Annotated in this window: 20 protein-coding genes; 10 read left to right on the top strand and 10 right to left on the bottom strand. The window is 58.8% G+C overall.

The annotated features are described in order from the left end of the window. Positions 1–2 precede the first annotated feature (2 nt). The 6 genes from nqrF to AC1P02_RS10755 are packed head-to-tail and all read right to left on the bottom strand — an operon-like array spanning position 3 to position 5824. Positions 3–1226, bottom strand: a complete 1224-nt coding sequence (nqrF, locus tag AC1P02_RS10780) for an NADH:ubiquinone reductase (Na(+)-transporting) subunit F (protein ID WP_059112146.1) — start codon at positions 1224–1226, stop codon at positions 3–5. Between the two features lie 18 nt (positions 1227–1244). After that, positions 1245–1841 carry an NADH:ubiquinone reductase (Na(+)-transporting) subunit E gene (nqrE, locus tag AC1P02_RS10775; RefSeq protein WP_005311986.1) on the bottom strand — a complete coding sequence of 199 codons (597 nt, stop codon included), beginning with the start codon at positions 1839–1841 and terminating at the stop codon, positions 1245–1247. A 3-nt stretch (positions 1842–1844) separates the two neighbouring features. Further along, on the bottom strand, positions 1845–2477 hold the full coding sequence (locus tag AC1P02_RS10770) for an NADH:ubiquinone reductase (Na(+)-transporting) subunit D (protein ID WP_058393507.1): 633 nt from the start codon (positions 2475–2477) through the stop codon (positions 1845–1847). Next, entirely contained in the window at positions 2470–3258 is a 789-nt protein-coding gene (locus AC1P02_RS10765; protein ID WP_017412496.1) for a Na(+)-translocating NADH-quinone reductase subunit C, read from the bottom strand. The genes AC1P02_RS10770 and AC1P02_RS10765 overlap by 8 nt, the downstream gene beginning before the upstream one ends. After that, positions 3248–4477 carry an NADH:ubiquinone reductase (Na(+)-transporting) subunit B gene (locus tag AC1P02_RS10760; protein ID WP_005311979.1) on the bottom strand — a complete coding sequence of 410 codons (1230 nt, stop codon included), beginning with the start codon at positions 4475–4477 and terminating at the stop codon, positions 3248–3250. Before AC1P02_RS10760 ends, AC1P02_RS10765 begins: the two co-directional genes overlap by 11 nt. Before the next feature lie 3 nt (positions 4478–4480). Next, positions 4481–5824, bottom strand: coding sequence for a Na(+)-translocating NADH-quinone reductase subunit A (locus AC1P02_RS10755; RefSeq protein ID WP_058393508.1), 1344 nt, complete (start codon positions 5822–5824; stop codon positions 4481–4483). Positions 5825–5907: 83 nt separating this feature from the next. On the opposite strand from AC1P02_RS10755, the gene AC1P02_RS10750 reads away from it, so the two are divergent. Beyond that, a complete protein-coding gene (locus AC1P02_RS10750) occupies positions 5908–6228 on the top strand; it encodes a hypothetical protein (RefSeq protein WP_125728881.1) in 321 nt (106 codons plus the stop codon). Between the two features lie 36 nt (positions 6229–6264). Here AC1P02_RS10750 and AC1P02_RS10745 read toward each other — a convergent pair whose 3' ends face one another. Further along, the gene (locus AC1P02_RS10745) at positions 6265–6585 is read right to left on the bottom strand and encodes a BolA family protein (RefSeq protein WP_277736430.1); all 321 of its coding nucleotides are present in this window, start codon (positions 6583–6585) and stop codon (positions 6265–6267) included. A 194-nt stretch (positions 6586–6779) separates the two neighbouring features. On the opposite strand from AC1P02_RS10745, the gene AC1P02_RS10740 reads away from it, so the two are divergent. The 6 genes from AC1P02_RS10740 (at position 6780) to AC1P02_RS10715 (ending at position 11987) form a co-directional block, all read left to right on the top strand. Then, complete coding sequence (locus tag AC1P02_RS10740; protein ID WP_485185377.1) at positions 6780–7913, top strand: methyltransferase; 1134 nt, start codon at positions 6780–6782, stop codon at positions 7911–7913. Between the two features lie 24 nt (positions 7914–7937). Further along, complete coding sequence (locus tag AC1P02_RS10735; RefSeq protein WP_059112153.1) at positions 7938–8510, top strand: YajG family lipoprotein; 573 nt, start codon at positions 7938–7940, stop codon at positions 8508–8510. A gap of 17 nt (positions 8511–8527) precedes the next feature. Further along, a complete protein-coding gene (locus AC1P02_RS10730) occupies positions 8528–9079 on the top strand; it encodes a peptidylprolyl isomerase (RefSeq protein ID WP_021139377.1) in 552 nt (183 codons plus the stop codon). A gap of 114 nt (positions 9080–9193) precedes the next feature. Further along, positions 9194–9523 (top strand): hypothetical protein, encoded by a 330-nt coding sequence (locus tag AC1P02_RS10725; protein ID WP_485185376.1) that lies wholly within the window; start codon positions 9194–9196, stop codon positions 9521–9523. A gap of 85 nt (positions 9524–9608) precedes the next feature. Beyond that, positions 9609–10988, top strand: coding sequence for an AmpG family muropeptide MFS transporter (locus AC1P02_RS10720; protein WP_059112156.1), 1380 nt, complete (start codon positions 9609–9611; stop codon positions 10986–10988). Positions 10989–11144: 156 nt separating this feature from the next. Then, a complete protein-coding gene (locus AC1P02_RS10715) occupies positions 11145–11987 on the top strand; it encodes a nucleoside-specific channel-forming Tsx family protein (RefSeq protein ID WP_021139380.1) in 843 nt (280 codons plus the stop codon). A 132-nt stretch (positions 11988–12119) separates the two neighbouring features. Here AC1P02_RS10715 and AC1P02_RS10710 read toward each other — a convergent pair whose 3' ends face one another. Beyond that, positions 12120–12602, bottom strand: a complete 483-nt coding sequence (locus tag AC1P02_RS10710; RefSeq protein WP_005311958.1) for a YajQ family cyclic di-GMP-binding protein — start codon at positions 12600–12602, stop codon at positions 12120–12122. Positions 12603–12801: 199 nt separating this feature from the next. Here AC1P02_RS10710 and AC1P02_RS10705 point away from each other — a divergent pair, with 199 nt between their 5' ends. Both AC1P02_RS10705 and AC1P02_RS10700 read left to right on the top strand, forming a co-directional pair. Further along, positions 12802–13749, top strand: a complete 948-nt coding sequence (locus AC1P02_RS10705; RefSeq protein ID WP_485185375.1) for a ketopantoate reductase family protein — start codon at positions 12802–12804, stop codon at positions 13747–13749. Between the two features lie 35 nt (positions 13750–13784). Beyond that, positions 13785–14360, top strand: a complete 576-nt coding sequence (locus AC1P02_RS10700) for a DJ-1 family glyoxalase III (protein WP_271772015.1) — start codon at positions 13785–13787, stop codon at positions 14358–14360. A 109-nt stretch (positions 14361–14469) separates the two neighbouring features. Here AC1P02_RS10700 and alsS read toward each other — a convergent pair whose 3' ends face one another. Both alsS and budA read right to left on the bottom strand, forming a co-directional pair. Beyond that, positions 14470–16140 carry an acetolactate synthase AlsS gene (gene alsS, locus AC1P02_RS10695; protein WP_169046636.1) on the bottom strand — a complete coding sequence of 557 codons (1671 nt, stop codon included), beginning with the start codon at positions 16138–16140 and terminating at the stop codon, positions 14470–14472. Between the two features lie 27 nt (positions 16141–16167). Further along, positions 16168–16947 (bottom strand): acetolactate decarboxylase, encoded by a 780-nt coding sequence (gene budA, locus AC1P02_RS10690; RefSeq protein ID WP_005311953.1) that lies wholly within the window; start codon positions 16945–16947, stop codon positions 16168–16170. A gap of 109 nt (positions 16948–17056) precedes the next feature. Between budA and AC1P02_RS10685 the strand changes: the two genes are divergently transcribed. Further along, positions 17057–17968, top strand: coding sequence for a LysR family transcriptional regulator (locus AC1P02_RS10685; protein WP_485185374.1), 912 nt, complete (start codon positions 17057–17059; stop codon positions 17966–17968). Positions 17969–18261: the final 293 nt, after the last annotated feature.

The following is an 18261-nucleotide window of genomic DNA, read 5'->3' as shown; positions in this document are numbered from 1 at the left end:
GATTAACCACCAAAGTCATCCAGCAGGATGTTTTCGTCTTCAACACCGAGGTTTTTCAGCATGTTGATGACGGCAGCATTCATGACGGGAGGTCCACACATGTAGAACTCGCAATCTTCCGGCGCCTCGTGGTTCTTGAGATAGTTCTCGAACAAGACGTTGTGGATAAAGCCTGTGTAGCCATCCCAGTTGTCTTCCGGTTGCGGATCAGACAGGGCAACGTGCCACTGGAAGTTGTCATTCTCGGCCGCCAGCATGTCGAAGTCTTCGACATAGAACATCTCGCGCTTGGAACGGGCACCGTACCAGAAGCTCATCTTGCGTTGGGTCTTCAGGCGACGCAGCTGGTCGAAGATATGGGAGCGCATCGGCGCCATACCCGCACCACCACCGACGAACACCATTTCGGCATTGGTGTCTTTGGCGAAGAATTCACCGAACGGACCCGAGATGGTCACCTTGTCGCCAGCCTTGAGGCTGAAGATATAGGAGGACATCTGGCCGGGAGGCGCAGTCCAGTTGCTGGGCGGCGGGGTCGCGATCCGCACGTTCAGCATTATGATGCCGAACTCTTCCGGATAGTTGGCCATGGAATAAGCACGAATGATCGGCTCGTTGACCTTGGACTCCAGTTCGAAGATCTTGAAGCGATCCCAATCCCCGCGATACTCCTCGGGAATATCGAAGTTCTTGTACTGCACGTGGTGAGCAGGGGCTTCGATCTGGATATAACCACCGGCGCGGAACGGGACGCTCTCGCCATCGGGGATCTGCAGCTTGAGCTCCTTGATGAAGGTGGCCTTGTTATCGTTGGAGATAACAGTACAGTCCCACTTCTTCACCCCGAAGATCTCTTCCGGCAGCTCGATATCCATGTCGGAACGCACTGTGACCTGACAGGCCAGACGCTCCCCATGACGGGCTTCACCCTTGCTGATGTGATCCAGCTCGGTCGGCAGAATATCACCGCCGCCAGCTTTCACCCGCACCTTGCACTGACCACAGGAGCCACCGCCGCCACAGGCGGAGGAGACGAAGATGCCACTGCCGGCCAGAACGCCGAGCAGCTTGCCACCCGCCGGGCTGGTGACAGCCTTGGCCGGGTCGCCGTTGATGCTGATTGTCACGTCACCTGCGGTCACCAGCTTGGACTTGGCGAACAGAATGACTGCCACCAAAGCCAGCAGGATCACGGTGAACATGACCACACCCAGAATAATTTCCATCTATTATTCCTTTTCCGATTACAGGGAAATACCAGAGAAGGACATAAAGCCCAGCGCCATGAGTCCCGCGGTGATGAAGGTGATGCCCAGTCCACGCAGACCTTGCGGCACGTCGGAGTACTTCATCTTCTCGCGGATCCCCGCCATCGCCACGATGGCAAGCATCCAGCCGGCACCCGAACCCACGCCATAGACCACAGACTCCACGAAGTTGTAGTCACGCTGCACCATGAAGGAGACGCCACCGAAGATGGCGCAGTTCACTGTGATGAGCGGAAGGAAGATACCGAGCGCGTTATAGAGCGCAGGGAAGTACTTGTCCAGCGCCATTTCCAGGATCTGCACCAGGGCTGCTATCACACCGATAAAGGTGATGAAGCTCAGGAAGCTCAGATCCAGGCCGGAGACCAGCACGCCATCCTTGAGGACGTAGTTGTAGATCAGGTTGTTGGCCGGAACGGCAACGGTCTGAACCACGATAACGGCAATCCCCAGACCCATGGCGGTCTTGACCTTCTTGGACACCGCCAGGAAGGTACACATCCCCAGGAAGAAGGAGAGGGCCAGGTTTTCGATGAAAATCGAACGAATCAACAGACTCAGATAGTGTTCCATACCTTAATCCTTCGCCTCCACCTGCTTGGGATCCTTGGTGCGAACGCCCCAGATGATCAGACCAATGATGAAGAACGCACTCGGCGGCAGCAGCAGCAGGCCGTTAGGCACATACCAGCCACCATTGTTCACCAGCGGCAGCAGCTCGATACCGAACCAGGTGCCGGAGCCCAGGATTTCACGCACTGTGGCCACGGTCAGCAGCACGGCGCCGTAGCCCAGACCGTTGCCGATACCGTCCAGGAAGGAGGGCAGCGGGGCGCTCTTCATGGCATAGGCTTCGGCACGACCCATCACGATGCAGTTGGTGATGATGAGGCCCACGAACACCGACAGTTGCTTGGAGATCTCATAGGCATATGCCTTGAGCACCTGGTCAACCACGATAACCAGCGAGGCAATCACCGCCATCTGGGCGATGATCCGTACGCTGTTCGGGATCTGGTTGCGGATCAGGGAGATGAACAGGTTGGAGAAGGCGGTCACCGCGGTCACGGCCAGCGTCATCACGAATGCCGTCTTCATCTGGCTGGTAACGGCCAGCGCGGAACAGACACCCAGCACCTGCAAGGCGATGGGGTTGTTGCCGAGCACAGGCGTCAACAGCAACTTCTTCATTTCGCTCTTGTCAGCCATTGTTGATTTCTCCTGCACGAATCTTGGCCAGGAAAGGACCAAAGCCCTTGGGTCCCATCCAGAAGTCGAACGTGTGCTGTACACCGTTACCGGTCAGAGTCGCGCCAGACAGGCCGTCGATCTCATGCACGGAACCTTCAGGGGCATGGCCCTTGATGACTCGCAAGGCTGGCATGCCGTCCTGATCGAACAGCTTCTTGTCCTTGAACAGGCCTTGCCAGGCCGGGTTCTCGATCTCGCCGCCCAGACCCGGGGTTTCACCGTGGTCATAGTAGGTAATGCCCTTGATGGTTTCCCCATCAGCCGCCACGGCAACGAAGGCATACATGGTAGACCACAGACCCTGGCCATAAATCGGCAGGATAATGTTGTCGACCTTGCCTTCGGCATCCTTGGCGAAGAACACCGGGATCAGTCTGGAGATTTGACGCAAACCAGCCTTGTCGTCGGCAGGTGCCAGACGAATGTTCTTGGCCGGATCTTTTGCTGCCAGCTTGGTGTCGAAGTTGTCGGCATCGCCGTCAACGAATTCACCGGTAGTCAGGTCAACCAGACGCGCTTCAATCTTGTCACCGTACAGTTGGGCCAGATCACGCTTGGCCACCGAGCTGACATCGACACCGGCAACGGACAGAATATTGCTTTGCTTGTCCAGCGCCTTGTTTTCCATCTGAGCCGGACGCAGACCCACAGCAGCCACTGAGACCACGATGGAACATACCAGACACAGACCGGTCACTATGGTGAGGGTGCCGACAGTAGAGTCTTTATTAAACGCCACGAGCGATCCTCCGCTTGATGTTCGCCTGCGCCACGAAATGGTCAAACAAGGGGGCAAACAGATTGGCAAACAGAATGGCCAACATCATGCCTTCCGGGAACGCCGGGTTCACGACACGGATCAGCACAACCATGACGCCGATCAGCGCGCCATACCACCACTTGCCCTTGTTGGTAAAGGCAGCGGAGACCGGATCGGTCGCCATGAAGGCCATACCAAAGGCGAAGCCGCCCAGCACCAGATGCCAGTGCCACGGCATGTTGAACATGGGGTTGGTATCGGAACCAATGACGTTGAACAGCAGGGAAGTGGCGACCATGCCGATCATCACACCTGCGATGATGCGCCAGGAGGCGATCCGCATGTAGACGATCATGGCTGCACCGATGAGGATCATCAGGGTGGATACTTCACCGATGGAACCCGGCAGGTTACCAAGGAAAGCATCCATCCAGCTGATGGTCTGGCCGGTTGCACCGTTGATCAGCGCCATCTGGCCGCCCTGGGCCCACTGGCTCAGCGCGGTCGCGCCCGAGTAGCCATCAACGGCAACCCAGACAGCATCACCGGAGATCTGGCCCGGGTAGGCAAAGAACAGGAACGCACGACCCGCCAGGGCCGGGTTCAGGAAGTTCTTGCCGGTACCACCGAACACTTCCTTGGCCAATACCACACCGAAGGTGATGCCCAGCGCGGCTTGCCACAGGGGCAGCGCGGGCGGCACTATCAGCGCAAACAGGATGGAGGTCACGAAGAAGCCTTCGTTGATCTCGTGCTTGCGCACCATGGCGAACAGCACTTCCCAGAAACCACCGACCAGGAACACGGTCAGGTAAATTGGCAGGAAGTGGGTTGCACCGATCAGCATCTTGCTGCCGATACCGGCAACCGCTGGATCCAGCGAGGCACCAAGCAATTGCGCCAGCGCATATTGCCAAGTATCAGCACCGGCAACGGTACCCAGATGGGCAATAGCGGCGATCGCCTGATTGCCGACGTTGAACATGCCCCAGAACATGGCCGGGAATACAGCCAGCCACACCATGATCATCATGCGCTTCAGATCGATCGCATCACGGACGTGGGCAGCGTTGCGGGTCACGGACCCGGGGGTATAAAACAGGGTATACGCCGCCTCGAACAGGGCATAGTACTTGGCGTACTTGCCACCCGGCTCGAAGTGATGTTCCATATTTTCAAGAAGTTGCTTGAAACTCATCGCTTAACCTTCCAGTTCTATCTTGGTCAGGCACTCACGCAAGATCGGGCCGTACTCTGTCTTGCCGGGGCAGACGAAGGTACAGAGCGCCAAATCTTCCTCATCCAGCTCCAGACAACCGAGCGCTTGCGCGTTGTCGATGTCACCGGAGACCAGATCCCGCAACAGCAGGGTCGGCAGGATGTCGAGCGGCATCACACGCTCATAGTTGCCGATAGGCACCATGGAGCGATCACTACCGTTGGTGGTGGTAGTGAAGTTGATGAGCTTGCCCTTCACCAAATGCGAGAGGGTGGTACGGGTGATGGAGAACTTGCTGGCGCTGGGGTTGACCCATCCCAGAAACTCTTTCTCACGACCTTCACTCAGCACGCTCACCTGATTGTGGTAACGACCCAGGTAGTCATGGACCCCTTCGGCCTTGGCACCACTGAGCAGGGAACCGGAGATGACGCGGTTTTCATCCGCCCGCAGCTCGTTGTTGGTCAACTGGCTGATACAGGCACCCATGCGGGTACGCAGCAGGCGAGGCTTCAATACGTTCGGGCCAGCCAGGGCGATCACCTTGTCGGTGAAGATCTGGCCAGTGGTGAACAGCTTGCCGTACGCGATGACATCCTGATAGTTGATGTACCACTGCACCTTCTTGGCACTGACCGGATCCAGGAAGTGGATATGGGTGCCTGGCAGACCGGCAGGATGCGGACCGACGAACACTTCTTCTTTGACTTGCGCCAGAGAGGCGTGCGGCAGGCTGGCCTCGCCTTTACAGACATAGACGGCGCCATCGGTCAGGCGCGTCAATACGGCCAGACCATCGAGGAAAGCCTGTGACTGTTCCTTGATGATGAGCTCGGCATTGGCAGCCAGCGGGTTGGTGTCCATCGCGGTGACGAAAATGGCACGGGGAGAAGACTCCACGGCCGGCACCTTGCTGAACGGGCGAGTACGCAACGCAGTCCATTGGCCTGATGCGACCAGGATCTCCTGCACCTTGCTGCGCGCGAGCTGTGCCAGCTCGGCAGACGCAAAGTGTTCAAAGGTCACCTGCTCGTCGGACCCATCGATATCGATGACAACGGATTGCAGAATGCGCTTGGCACCCCGGTTGATCTCTGAAACCACACCGGTGGCAGGGGCCGTGAATTTAACGCCAGGGTTCTTCTTATCTTCGAAGAGCTCCTGACCTTTAATGACGCGATCACCTACTTTGACAAGCATAGTAGGACGCATCCCCACGAACTCTTCGCCGAGTGTAGCAACACGGGTGATGGCCGGGCCATCGTAGATTACTTGCTCCGGAGCACCCAGCACGGGGATGTCCAGTCCTCTTTTAATTGTAATCATACTCACTTGCACTACCGTTAAGGGAAGACAGGTTGGTTAGCGCCGAGAAATACATCACGACGAGTTGTTGAATGAGCCCGTTCATGTTGCAGGATAATGTCGAAGCGACAAACAAATCAGCAACATACAGGGTCATTCAAAAGCGCTTGAGTTTAGCACTTATGGCAAGTCAGCTTCTATGCAAAATGGGGAAAATCCCCGCTCTATCACAAAATCATCGAAATTTAATCGCACCGTTTTTTTCGCTAAACCTCAGGCTCTGCGTTGAGTTAGCCATTAATACCCCAAAATGGGTAATAGTTTTTATGTTCAAAAATGGATTAGAAATTTTGATGTCTGGGCAGGGGAATAGCGCCCTGCTTCCGGACACAAGACGCAGCCCAAAAACGTTTGTTAATTGTTAACTGGTCGCAGATTAAGTAACTGATTGGTCAATAATGTTAGGCCAGCCCATTTTTACTGACACAGCTCGGCGTCTTTGGTGCCTGTTCCCTTTGCAACCACTCCTGCTCAGTATAGGTATGCAACGCCAGTGCATGAATGGCGCCAGCCAGCTCGTCGGCCAGCACGGCATTGACCTGACGATGACGGGCCAGCAACCGCTGACCGTCGAAATGCGGGCTCACCACCACCACCTTGAAGTGGCTCTCGGAACCCGGTGCCACCCTGTGCATATAGCTTTCGTTGACGACCTCCAGATGAGTGGGGGACAAGGCAGCGGCCAGCTTGGCCTCTATCTGTTGTTGCATGGTCACGAGCATCTCTCCCAAAATAGATGTCCGGCCATTGTAGCCAGAGTTGGCGGTATGACGAAATTGCCCGGCGTGGGAAAATAGCCGCAAATATGCCCCGCACACACAGCTGCCGGACTGGTGAAATTCTCCGCCCCCGCTAGAATAGCGCCACTTTGCGCCCCGTCGGCGCCTGTTTTATGAATCACGTTGGACTCTCGCTTATGCAAACCCTTCTCGACACGGCTCATTGTCGTCTGACCCTGTATCGCTACCCACGCCAGAGCCAGGATCCGTTGCAAGCCTGGGATGCGGCAGACGAGTATCTGATCAATACCCTGGCTGAGACGCCTCTCGAGCAAGCCGGCCCCGTCATCATCATGAATGACGGCTTCGGCGCACTGGCGGCGTTTCTGCATCCTCACGCCCCTGTCTGTGTCAGCGACTCCTATATCAGCGAGCGGGCGACCCTTGCCAACCTCGCAGAGAACGAACTGGATCCTCACGCCATCAGATTGCAGGATGCGCTCGCGCCACTGCCCCTGGCCCCGGCACTGGTAGTGATCAAGGTATCCAAGTATCAGGCGCTGCTGGAGCAGCAACTGCTGGCATTGCGTGCGGTGGTCACACCGGCTACTCGCGTCATTGCCGCCGGCAAGGCCAAGGACATTCACAGCTCGACCCTGGCATTGTTTGAAAAATACTTGGGGCCAACCCGCACCTCGCTGGCCTGGAAGAAGGCGCGCCTGATCCATTGTGAGCCGCAAGCGATGCAGCCGGAACTGGCCAACCCCTATCCGACGGTCTGGCCGCTGGAGGGCACCGGCATGCTCATCCACAACCATGCCAACGTGTTTTCGCGTACCAGCTTGGATATAGGTGCCCGCTTCATGCTGGACAATTTGCCTGTCCACAGTGCGCGCAAGGTGATCGATCTCGGTTGCGGCAACGGTGTGCTGGGGCTGGCACTGCTGGCGAAGGATGCCGAGGTGGAGGTGACCTTCATCGACGAGTCCTATATGGCAGTGGCCTCGGCGCAACTCAACGTCGAGCACAATCTGCCAGACGGCCTGCCACGGGCCCGCTTCATGGTCAATAACTGTCTCGACGGTGTGACGGTCGGTTCGGCGGACAGGATCCTCTGCAATCCGCCCTTCCACCAGTTGCAGGCTATTACCGATCATATTGCCTGGCAGATGTTCACCGATGCCCACAGGGTGTTGCCCCAGGGGGGCGAACTCTGGATAGTAGGCAACCGTCATCTGGATTATCACAACAAACTCAAGCGCCTGTTTGCCAACGCACAAGTCGTTGCGTCGAACAGCAAATTCGTTATTTTGAAAGCCATCAAACGCTAAAGATAAGGTTAAAGGAAACCCATGATGAAAAAGTCAATCTTGCTGCTGGCCGCCCTGATGCTGGGTGGTTGTGCTACTCACTGGCCGGAAACCGCGCTGCTGAACCCGCAGGTCATCCCCTCCAACCAGCAGTACTACTCTGGCAACCGCATCACCCTGGAAGGGGTCGACAAGCGTGAAGCCGCCTACGTCTTCTCCATCAAGAAGAAAGAGAAGGCAGCCGTGCTGGTCAACAGCGAACAGCCTCTCAACAACCTGCTGGCCGAAAAACTGGCCGAAGGGCTGCGCAGTCAGGGACTGGAAGTGGGCAACAGCGGTACCACCAACCTGACCCTGGCCATCTCCAGCGCCGCCGTCACGGTGGAAGAGAAAACCTTCACCTATGTCACCAAGTCCCGCGTCAGCCTGCAGGTGATTGCCGACTTCCAGGGCAGCAAGCTGACCAAGCAGTTCAACATGTCTTCCAGCAAGGAAGGCCCGGGGGAGCCAAGCATGGCCGAACTGGAATCCATCCTGAACCAGCAATTGGGCAGCCTGCTGCAACAGATCATGGCGGATGACGCTCTGCGTGGTTACCTCAAGGGTCAGCCGAGCTGAGAAAGGAGAGATAAACAATGAAGAAACTCTGGTTACTGGCCATGCTGATCGCCCCGATGGCGTTTGCCGGCCCCAAGGTCAGGATGGAGACCAACCACGGCAATATAGTGGTGGAGCTGGCATCCAAACAGGCGCCGCAGACGGTGAAGAACTTCCTGCGCTATGTGGCGGACGGCAGTTATGACGGCAGTCTGTTCCACCGGGTGATCCAGGATTTCGTGGTGCAGGGGGGCGGCTACAACCAGCAGTTCCAGCAACTGCCGACCTTCGATCCCGTGGTCAATGAGTCCAAGGGCGGCCTGCCCAACAAACGCGGCAGCATCGCCATGGCCCGCACCCAGGCCGTGGACAGCGCCACCCGCCAGTTCTACTTCAACCTGACCGACAACAATAACCTCAACGCCAATGCAGGCGCCGGTTATACCGTATTCGGCCAGGTCGTGCAGGGTATGGAGGTGCTGGACAAGCTGGCCCAGGTGCAGACGGGTTACAGCTCCATTCTGCGCGCCAACGACGTACCCACCAGCCCCATCATCCTGAAGAAGGTGGTGTTGCTGGCGGAGAAATAACGCGAGCCGGATCACATTCCGCCGCGTCTTTGCCCGGTCACCGGCGCCCCTTTCTATACTCTGGCCCTGCCCCGTTTCCCGGGGCATGGCCCACCCGAGGAGAAGGAGGTTCCGGTGATCTACCACCAGTACTTAACCCAACACGCCGTCCCGCTGGCTCGGGCGGTTCGTCACTTTCTGGCACGAGAAATCCCTTATCAGCAGTTGGAAGACTTGAGCTGGCAGCTCCTCTCCCACTGGCAAGATTTGCCCCACGATCCCTATAACACCCAAGCCGCCACCGATCAGGAGGGTGTCTTCTGGTTCCTGCTGCACAGCCTGCATCAGTGGGATGAGCAGCAGATCATCGCCGATGTCTGGCTGCGCATGCAGCTGATGGCGTGTGCCAATTATCTGACCATGGAAGACACCTGCCCCCGCCACTGCATGGGTTCCCGCCCCTGAATCCTGGTCCGCCCTGCTCGGCTTGCCTTGGCTATCCCCCCCGAACCTGACAAAATGGCGCAATTTTCCCAGAGGAGTCAGGTATTTGAACACTGTCCGCACACCGAGCTGGCGAGACTCGCTCGCCGTCTATCTTGAGTCTCGGGTCCTCATCCTGTTTGCCATGGGCTTCTCTTCCGGTCTGCCGCTGCTGCTGGTGTTTGGCACCCTGTCGTTCTGGCTGCGCGAGGCCGATGTCAGCCTGACCGACATAGGTTACATGAGCTGGGTAGCACTGGCTTATGGCTTCAAGTGGCTGTGGTCACCGCTGGTCGATCGACTGCCCCTGCCGCTGCTCTCCCGCTGGCTGGGGCGGCGTCGCAGCTGGATGCTGCTCTCCCAGATACTGATTGCCGCGTCACTGGTGGGCATGGCCTTCTGCGATCCCAAGACCCAGCTGGCCCAACTCGCCCTGTTCGCCCTGCTGGTGGCGTTCGCCTCCGCCACGCAGGACATCGTCATCGACGCCTATCGCATCGAGTCGGCGCCGGAGCGGCTGCAGGCAGCCATGGCCGCCTCCTATATGACAGGTTATCGACTGGCGATGATCATGGCGGGTGCGGGGGCACTGGCGCTGGCAGCCTGGCTTGGCAGCAACACTGGCTATGACTACAACGGCTGGCGACTCACCTATCTGCTGATGGCGGGACTCATGTCTCTTGGCGTCATCACCACACTGATCTGCCATGAGCCGGATATCGATCTCGCCGGTCAGAACGAACAGCAGGAGGCGCGCAAGGCGCTGCTGCTCTCCCATGGCTGGCCAACCTCGCTAGCCGGAGTCGGTGCCTGGATCTATGAGGCCATCTGGTGTCCGTTTGCCGATTTCTTCCGCCGTTACGGTGGATCGGCCATGCTGATCCTCGGGCTCATCGCCTGCTATCGCATCTCGGACGTGGTGATGGGCGTGATGTCCAACAGCTTCTACGTGGACATGCAGTTCAGCAAGACAGAAGTGGCCACCATCACCAAGGTGTACGGCGTCATCATGACGCTGGTGGGTGCGGCCCTGGGGGGCATATTGGTAATGCGCTTTGGTACCTTGCGGATCCTGTTCCTCGGCGCCCTGCTCACTGCCAGCACCAACCTGCTGTTTGCCCTGCTCAACGAAGTGGGCCACAACCTGCAGCTGCTGACCCTGATCATCTCGGTCGACAACCTGAGCGCCGGCATAGCGACTGCCGCCTTCGTGACCTATTTGTCGAGCCTGACCAACGTGGCCTTCTCCGCTACCCAATACGCCCTGTTCAGCTCCGTCATGCTGCTGATGCCCAAGCTGCTGGCAGGTTTTTCCGGCCACTTCGTCGAACAGTTTGGCTACAGCACCTTCTTTATCGGCACCAGCCTGCTCGGCATTCCCGTCTTGATCCTGATTGTCATGGTTGCCAGACGAGGAAGGGCCTTGCTCTCGGAACAGGACAAATAGCAAGCGTTTGCGTGAAATTGGGGGTGATTAGATTCACACTTCCGAATAAAGTTCCCCGGTGCTTGTTTCTCCGATGAATTTATTTGGCTAGAATCCCTCCCGCTCCTTGTGGGCAGGCTACGGAAAACCTCAACTAACGCACAAGAGACCAATAAAATGGCCAAATTTACCAAGACTCTGATCGCTGCCGGTCTGCTGGCTGCTGCCGCTACTCCGGCCTTCGCTGCTGACTACAGCGGTGACATCCACAAGAATGATTACAAGTGGATGCAGTTCAACGTCATGCACACCATCGACCAGCGTCCCTTCACCTCCGGTCAAGATAGCTACAACGACACCTATTTCGAAATGGAATTCGGTGGTCGCTCCGGTCTGTTTGACCTGTACGGTTACGTTGATGTGTTCGACATCTTCGACTCCCGTCACAGCGACAAGCACAATGGTCAGAACCTGTTCATGAAGTTTGCGCCGCGTATGTCTCTGGATGCGCTGACTGGTAAAGATCTCTCCTTCGGCCCGGTGCAAGAGGTGTACATCGCCTCCCTGAACAACATCGGCGACAACCAGATGGAAAACATGATCGGTCTGGGTGCTGATGTCATGGTTCCCTGGTTCGGCAAAGTTGGCATGAACCTGTATGCCCGCCACGCTACCGAAAACCAGTTCTTCACCGAAGAAGAAGGTGACTGGAACGGTTACTGGTTCGCCATGAACTGGTTCAAGCCTTTCTATACCTTCAGCAACGGCAGCTTCGTTTCCTATCAGGGTTACCTGGATTACGCCTTCGACCTGGATACCCACAACCGTGCTGACCGCACCAGCGACAACATGGCGACCTTCCACGGTATCTACTGGCACTCCGACCGCTACGCAGTGGGTTATGGCCTGAAATACTTCATGGATGCCTACGGCACCAAAGACGGCTCTACCGCGTTTGACGGTACCGCCTGGAAGAGCTCTGGCTTCAGCCACTACTTCTCCGTTACCTACAAGTTCTAATCGAACGGGTAATGTGGATACAAAAAAACCGGAGCAGCTGCTCCGGTTTTTTATGGCTCTGTCATCGAGCCTTTTGCTATCGCACTATGTGCAATCGAACAAGGGGGAAGGCCGAACCTTCCCCGCCCGTCATCAATCGCGGAAATTCTGGAACTGCATCGGCTGACCCAGCTCGGCACCACGTACCAGCGCCATGGCTTCCTGCAGATCGTCACGCTTCTTGCCGGTGACACGTACTTCATCACCCTGAATGGCGACCTGCACCTTGATCTTGGAATCCTTGATCAACTTCACCAGTTTCTTGGCGATCTCTTTCTCGATCCCCTGCTTGAACTTGACGTTCAGGTGGAAACGCTTGCCTGAGTGAACGCTGTCACCCACGTCCATTGAGCTGTTCTCGATGTTGCGCTTGAGCAGGGCTGCGCGCAGGATCTCGACCATCTGCTTGAGCTGGAAGTCGGCATCGGCCTCCAGCTTTACTTCTTCCTTGTTCAGCTCGAAGCTGGCTTCAACACCACGAAAATCGAAACGGGTCGCCAGTTCACGATTGGCGTTATCGACGGCGTTCAACACCTCGTTCATTTTGACTTCAGAGACAATATCGAATGACGGCATGTCAGGGCTCCTCATGTTGCGCTATAAGGGCGCAAATCTACCAGAAAACCGGCAAATTTGCTGATTTCGATGGGGTTGCTCTGCTAGAATCCCCTGCGCACAGGAATGGCGAGACCCGTTAGTGTCCGCCAAGCGACATTTCACTTATCCCCGGTAAATGGTTGATCGGAATGCAACCCTACCTTGATTGAGTCTCTCCATGCCAAGCGGATTACGCGATTACAACCTTAAAACAAGCCGACTGCCCTCCTCCCCCCAATGGTCACTGCTGGGCTGCGGCGCCCTGGGTGGCGTCTTCGCCTCCCTGTTGACTCAAAGCGGCCAATCGACCCGCGTCTTGCTGCGAGATCGCCACCGTTCGACCCTGCACCCCGGGATTGATTTCACCTCGCTGGAAGGCCAGACCCAGCTGATCGCCATCGAGCGCGGCTTCATCGACCAGCCCGGTCAGATCAAGCGCCTGCTGGTAATGACCAAGGCAGGTCAAGTCGTGTCTGCCCTGACCCCCTTGGCAGGCAAGCTGGCGGCGGGCGTGCCCATAGTGCTGCTGCACAATGGCATGGGCATTGCCGAGCAGGTGGTGCAGCTGTTTCCGCATAATCCTGTCATTGCGGGCGTCACCAGCCACGGCGCCATGCAGAGCGGTCACTTCGTGTTCCGCCACACTGGCAAGGGCGAGACCTGGCTCGGCCCGGTCAATGAAGCGGCCAGGGCTTATGCCTCCCTGGCAGAGGATCTCGCCGCCGCCCTCGGTCAGGCCGGCTGGGACGAGCAGATCCTGGCTCGCCAGTGGCAAAAACTTGCCATCAACTGCGCCATCAATCCACTGACGGCGCTCTATAAGCTCAAAAATGGCGAGCTGGCTGGCCCTCGCTTCGCCGATGCCCTGCAACAGATCTGCGTGGAAGTGGCCGACGTCATGCAGGCCGAAGGCCAGCCCACCAGCAGCGATGAGCTGCTGCGCCGCGCCATGACGGTGGTCGAGTTGACCGCCGACAACTACTCATCCATGCATCAGGATATGGAGCAGGGGCGCGAGACAGAGATCGAGGCCATCACCGGCTTCCTGCTGGCCTGCGCCGCCAAACACGGCATAGCGGTGCCGGTCAATCAGGGCCTCTATCAGGCCATCAAAGAGAAGAGCTAAGCCCGCCGAGATGGCGGGTAACCAAGGAGTGCAGCATGACCGTATTGGTATTGGTAGCACCGGGGTCTGAAGAGATCGAAACCGTCGCCATCGTCGACACCCTGGTGCGCGCACGCATCGAGGTGCTGCTGGCCTCCTGCTGTCCGGCGGGTCTGCGCCAGATCCGTGCCTCCCGCGGGGTACAGCTGGTCGCTGACTATCATATCGACGAGCTGACCAGCCGTGACTTCGAAGCCATCGTCGTGCCGGGCGGCTTGCCCGGCAGCGAGGCAATCCGCGATACACCGCTCGCCATCGATCTGCTCAGGGAACAGGCGGCGCTCGGCCGCTGGCGGGCGGCTATGTGCGCAGCCCCCGTGGTGGTACTGCAGCATCATGATCTGCTGGGAGATGCCAACGTGACCTGCCACCCGGGCTTGCAGGCCCAACTGCCCACCAGCCAGCTCAGCACGGCGCGGGTCGTGACGGATGAGGCACATCGCCTGATCACCAGCCAGGGGCCGGGCTCCGCCATCGAATTTGCCCTCGAAATCGTGCGGATGCTGCGCGGGGATGACACCGCCCTCACTGTCGCCGGCCCCATGGTGATGCCCCCTTCTGTCATGCCATGACTTCTGTTGCCATCGCCGATGCCCTCTCGTCATGACAGAGCGCCCCTTGCCGATTGGCAAGGGGCGCTCTGCTATTGGCCAGGCGCAACTCGGGCTGCCCCCTAGATCGCTAGCTCAACAACTCTGGCCTGAGCTGCTCCATCAGCAGGTGGTTGTCACTGTAATCCACCGGTATGGCCACTACGGCAGGCCCAACGACCGCCATGGCGGCGCGCAGGGTCGGCCGCAAGTCTTCGGCACTGGTGACCGCAAACCCGGCCGCCCCGAAGGACTCGGCATAGGCCTTGAAGTTGATGGGCCCGAAGCTCACCCCCGAGCTGCGGCGGTACTTTTTCTCCTCCTGCATCGCCACCATGTTGTAGCCGTTATCGACCCAGATGATGTGCACTATGTTGGATTTGAGCCGCACCGCCGTCTCCAGCTCCATGCTCGATTGCATGAAGCTGCCATCGCCGGAAACAGAGATGATCTTCTCCCCCGGCCGCACCATGGCCGCGCCTATGGCCCAGGGCAGCGCCACCCCCATGGTCTGCTGACCGTTGGAGATAAGCACCTGGCGCGCCCGGAAGCTATAGAGGTAGCGGGCAATCCAGATGTGGAAGCTGCCCATGTCCACGCACAGTGTCATGTCCTGCCCTATGATGTCCTGTAGCTCCTTGACGATGCGCAGCGGATGGATGGGCATGCCCCCCAGATGCTGGGCATGCTGGGTCAGCTGGTGACGCTGGGCCCGTATCTCCCCAAGCAGGGCCGCGATGGCGGGGTCCCGTGCCAACGGCTTGTGCAACATCTTGGTCAAGCAATACAGATTGGCACTGATGGAGCCCACCAACTCAACCGCCGGGCAGTAGCTGCTGTCGATCTCCGCAGGCAGGGCATCGATGTGCAGCAATTGCCGCTCACCCGTGCCATTCCACAGCACAGGGTCATATTCGATGGGGCTGTAACCTATGCAGATCACCAGATCCGCATCCTGCAGCAACCTGTCCCCCGGCTGGTTGTTGAACAGCCCGACCCGACCGGCGAAGTCATCGAAATGGTGGGTATCCACCACACCGGCCGCCTGATAGGTGCCCGTCACCGGCAACCGGCTTTTGTCGAGAAAAGCGCGCACCGCGAGGGAGTTCTCCGGCCGGCTGGCCAGCAGGCCGAGCAGCACTACCGGCTTGCGGGCCTGTGCCAGCAGGCTCAGCGCCCTGTCTATGCCTGCCTCATCGGCGGCGCCCGGTTCGGGTATGGCTCTGGGCACCAGGATGGCGCCATCGGTCGGCTCGTTGATGATGTCCATGGGCAGGCTGACGAAGGCCGCGCCGGGACGACCCAGTTCGGCGGACCGAAAGGCGTTGGCCATCACCTCGGACAGGGCGGATCCGGTTCCCACCTGGGCGCTGAACTTGGTGACGGGGCGGCACAGGCTGACGGTGTCCAGGCTCTGGTGAGTGAGCTTGAGGCCATCGGCACGTCGCACCGCGCCCCCCAGCGCAACCATGGCATCCCCTTCCGAGGTGGCTGTCGCAAGGCCTGTGATCAGGTTGGCGCAACCTGGGCCCGAGGTCACCAGCGCCACCCCGGCCTTGCCGGTCAGACGGCCCACGGCGGCGGCCATGAAGGCGGCATTCGCCTCATGGCGCACCACTATGGTGTCGATGGGGGAATCTTCCAGGGCATCAAATACCCGGTCGATCTTGGCCCCCGGAATACCGAATACCTGCTTGACGCCCTGCGCCTCCAGATGGCGTACGACCAGCTCGGCCCCGCAGCTCCAGTGTTGATTTTCCATGAGAATAACTCCTTGTAAGCGAAGGGCTTAGCCTTCGGCGGCGCGGATGGCGCGGTCCAGATCGGCGGGATTGAGGTCAGCCTGTTGAAAAGCAGGGTTGCGCGGCAGCTCTATGTTGAGATGCTGAACTACAGACAACTGCAGCTGGCCGTGGCCCATGGCGTAATCGAGGATGTGACCACCGCCCTTGCGATCTTCGGTGATGAAATGTTCGTGATAGCCGGCCACATTGATCCCCTGCACGAAGGGTGGGCAGCGAAAGCCCACCAGGGTGCCGCGCCGCTGGCTGAACGAGAACAAAGGCTGTGCCTCTATGGCCTCCAGCATGGGCTTGTAGGGCGGAGTCTGGCAGGGCACTGTGCGTACCTGGGCCTGCTCAAACAGACCATCGAGGCGAAAAGCGACGAAGACGTTGTCGGTGCCCACCAGCTGATCGATCCACTGATGGATCTCGTCGCGGCTGAGGGGGTGATCGAAGCGGCGCTCCAGACAGGGTCGAAAGTGAGTCATCACCGCAAACGGGGTTTTCTGCCCGGCCTGGGCCGGACGGGCCGAGCCATCGGCCTTGAGTTGATGGATCTGGCGCTCGAACGCAATCAGCTCGCCGTCGAGGCGGTTGAAGGTGCCAAGACCAAAGTCGCCGTGGCGCAGCAGATCGGCCATGGTGGTCTCGCCCTCATAGACGCCGGCCAGCAGGGCGCTCATCAAGGAGCTCTGATAGACTTCGCCACCACCCTGACGGGCTTGCCAGCGAGCAAACTGCTGGCTGATCTCGATGGCACAGTCACACTGTGTATGGGTTTCCATTTGGATTTAACCTCCAATCCTGTTAGGTTGGCAAATCAGGATTCAATAGTGACCAAGATCACACTTTGATACCAATATCCAAACCCATCAGCTTCGAGACGTACCAGATATGGAATTTCGTTACCTGCGCTACCTGGTAGCCGTGGCAGAGAAGCAGAGCTTTACCAAGGCGGCCGAGACGCTGGGCATGGCCCAGCCGCCCCTCAGCCAGCAGATCCGCAAATTTGAACAGGAGGTGGGCACGCCGCTGTTTCACCGGCTGACCCGCAGTGTGGAGCTGACCGAGGCGGGGCTGAGCCTCTATCAGGATGCCAAGGGCATACTGTCGCAAACCGAGCAGGCCATGCAGAAGGCCCAGCGCATCGCCCGCGGTCAGCTTGGCTCCCTGCGCCTGGGCTTTGCCGGCTCCACTGTGCTGCACCCGAGCGTGCTGCGGCTCATCCACGACTTTCGCCAGGCCTGGCCAGAGGTGAGCCTGCATCCCATCGAGAACAGCATGCCCAATCTGGTGCGCGACCTGATGAGCGAGGAGCTGGATGCCGCCATACTGCGCCTGCCGTGCAGCAGCAGCTCGGCGCTGACTCACCATCTCATCGATGAGGAGGAGATGCTGATCGCCCTCCCCCCGCACCACCCGCTGGCAAGCACGGGCGCCATCGCCATCGAGGCCCTGGCGCAGGATCCCTTCATCCTGTTCCCCCGCGAACTGGGGCCGGGCCTGCACGATGCCATCACCCAACGCTGCCAGCGGGCCGGTTTCAGCCCCCGTCTCGGCAGCCAGAGCCCGCAGGTGATCTCCACCGTCGGCATGGTGCAGGCCGGTTTCGGGGTTGCCATCATCCCGCGATCTGTGAGCGAACTGCATCCCCACGGCGTCAGCTATCACCCCATCGCCGATGAACCGCTCACCACCCGCATCAGCCTCGCCACCCGCCGCCATCCCCGTCAGAAGAGCCTGCAGCACCTGATAGGGCTGATCCCGAGCCGGCATGATAGACACACCGACACCGCATCGGCATAGCGCCAGCCCCCGCACACCTTCATCTGCGTTCCACCAATAGGCCACCACGCTGTCAGTGACAGCTTGGTGGCGCCTTGCAATTGAACCCAAGCGAATCGCTCATTCCCTGCGGCTGGATGGTACAACCTTGTCAGGCGGACTCACCCGAGCACGTGCGTTAGCGAACAGACGGCACTCCCCCGCGCCCCCATAGTGTCAGTGCAGCGACTGCACTCACGTGAAACAAGGTGCTTGTTCACCACGGCTGTCAGACCCGGCGGCAGGTCATTTATGCCCGCCTTTGAAGAACCGCC

Source organism: Aeromonas sp. TS_SC_11 (assembly GCF_057318915.1).
This window is presented reverse-complemented; position numbering and strand designations above follow the sequence as displayed.

Bases quoted from the DNA above. Each gene is read 5' to 3' on its own strand.
- nqrF (WP_059112146.1), bottom strand. From the start codon at position 1,226: ATGGAAATTATTCTGGGTGTGGTCATGTTCACCGTGATCCTGCTGGCT.
- nqrE (WP_005311986.1), bottom strand. From the start codon at position 1,841: ATGGAACACTATCTGAGTCTGTTGATTCGTTCGATTTTCATCGAAAAC.
- AC1P02_RS10770 (WP_058393507.1), bottom strand. From the start codon at position 2,477: ATGGCTGACAAGAGCGAAATGAAGAAGTTGCTGTTGACGCCTGTGCTC.
- AC1P02_RS10760 (WP_005311979.1), bottom strand. From the start codon at position 4,477: ATGAGTTTCAAGCAACTTCTTGAAAATATGGAACATCACTTCGAGCCG.
- AC1P02_RS10755 (WP_058393508.1), bottom strand. From the start codon at position 5,824: ATGATTACAATTAAAAGAGGACTGGACATCCCCGTGCTGGGTGCTCCG.
- AC1P02_RS10750 (WP_125728881.1), top strand. From the start codon at position 5,908: ATGTTGCAGGATAATGTCGAAGCGACAAACAAATCAGCAACATACAGG.
- AC1P02_RS10745 (WP_277736430.1), bottom strand. From the start codon at position 6,585: ATGCTCGTGACCATGCAACAACAGATAGAGGCCAAGCTGGCCGCTGCC.
- AC1P02_RS10740 (WP_485185377.1), top strand. From the start codon at position 6,780: ATGCAAACCCTTCTCGACACGGCTCATTGTCGTCTGACCCTGTATCGC.
- AC1P02_RS10735 (WP_059112153.1), top strand. From the start codon at position 7,938: ATGAAAAAGTCAATCTTGCTGCTGGCCGCCCTGATGCTGGGTGGTTGT.
- AC1P02_RS10730 (WP_021139377.1), top strand. From the start codon at position 8,528: ATGAAGAAACTCTGGTTACTGGCCATGCTGATCGCCCCGATGGCGTTT.
- AC1P02_RS10715 (WP_021139380.1), top strand. From the start codon at position 11,145: ATGGCCAAATTTACCAAGACTCTGATCGCTGCCGGTCTGCTGGCTGCT.
- AC1P02_RS10710 (WP_005311958.1), bottom strand. From the start codon at position 12,602: ATGCCGTCATTCGATATTGTCTCTGAAGTCAAAATGAACGAGGTGTTG.
- AC1P02_RS10705 (WP_485185375.1), top strand. From the start codon at position 12,802: ATGCCAAGCGGATTACGCGATTACAACCTTAAAACAAGCCGACTGCCC.
- AC1P02_RS10700 (WP_271772015.1), top strand. From the start codon at position 13,785: ATGACCGTATTGGTATTGGTAGCACCGGGGTCTGAAGAGATCGAAACC.
- alsS (WP_169046636.1), bottom strand. From the start codon at position 16,140: ATGGAAAATCAACACTGGAGCTGCGGGGCCGAGCTGGTCGTACGCCAT.
- budA (WP_005311953.1), bottom strand. From the start codon at position 16,947: ATGGAAACCCATACACAGTGTGACTGTGCCATCGAGATCAGCCAGCAG.
- AC1P02_RS10685 (WP_485185374.1), top strand. From the start codon at position 17,057: ATGGAATTTCGTTACCTGCGCTACCTGGTAGCCGTGGCAGAGAAGCAG.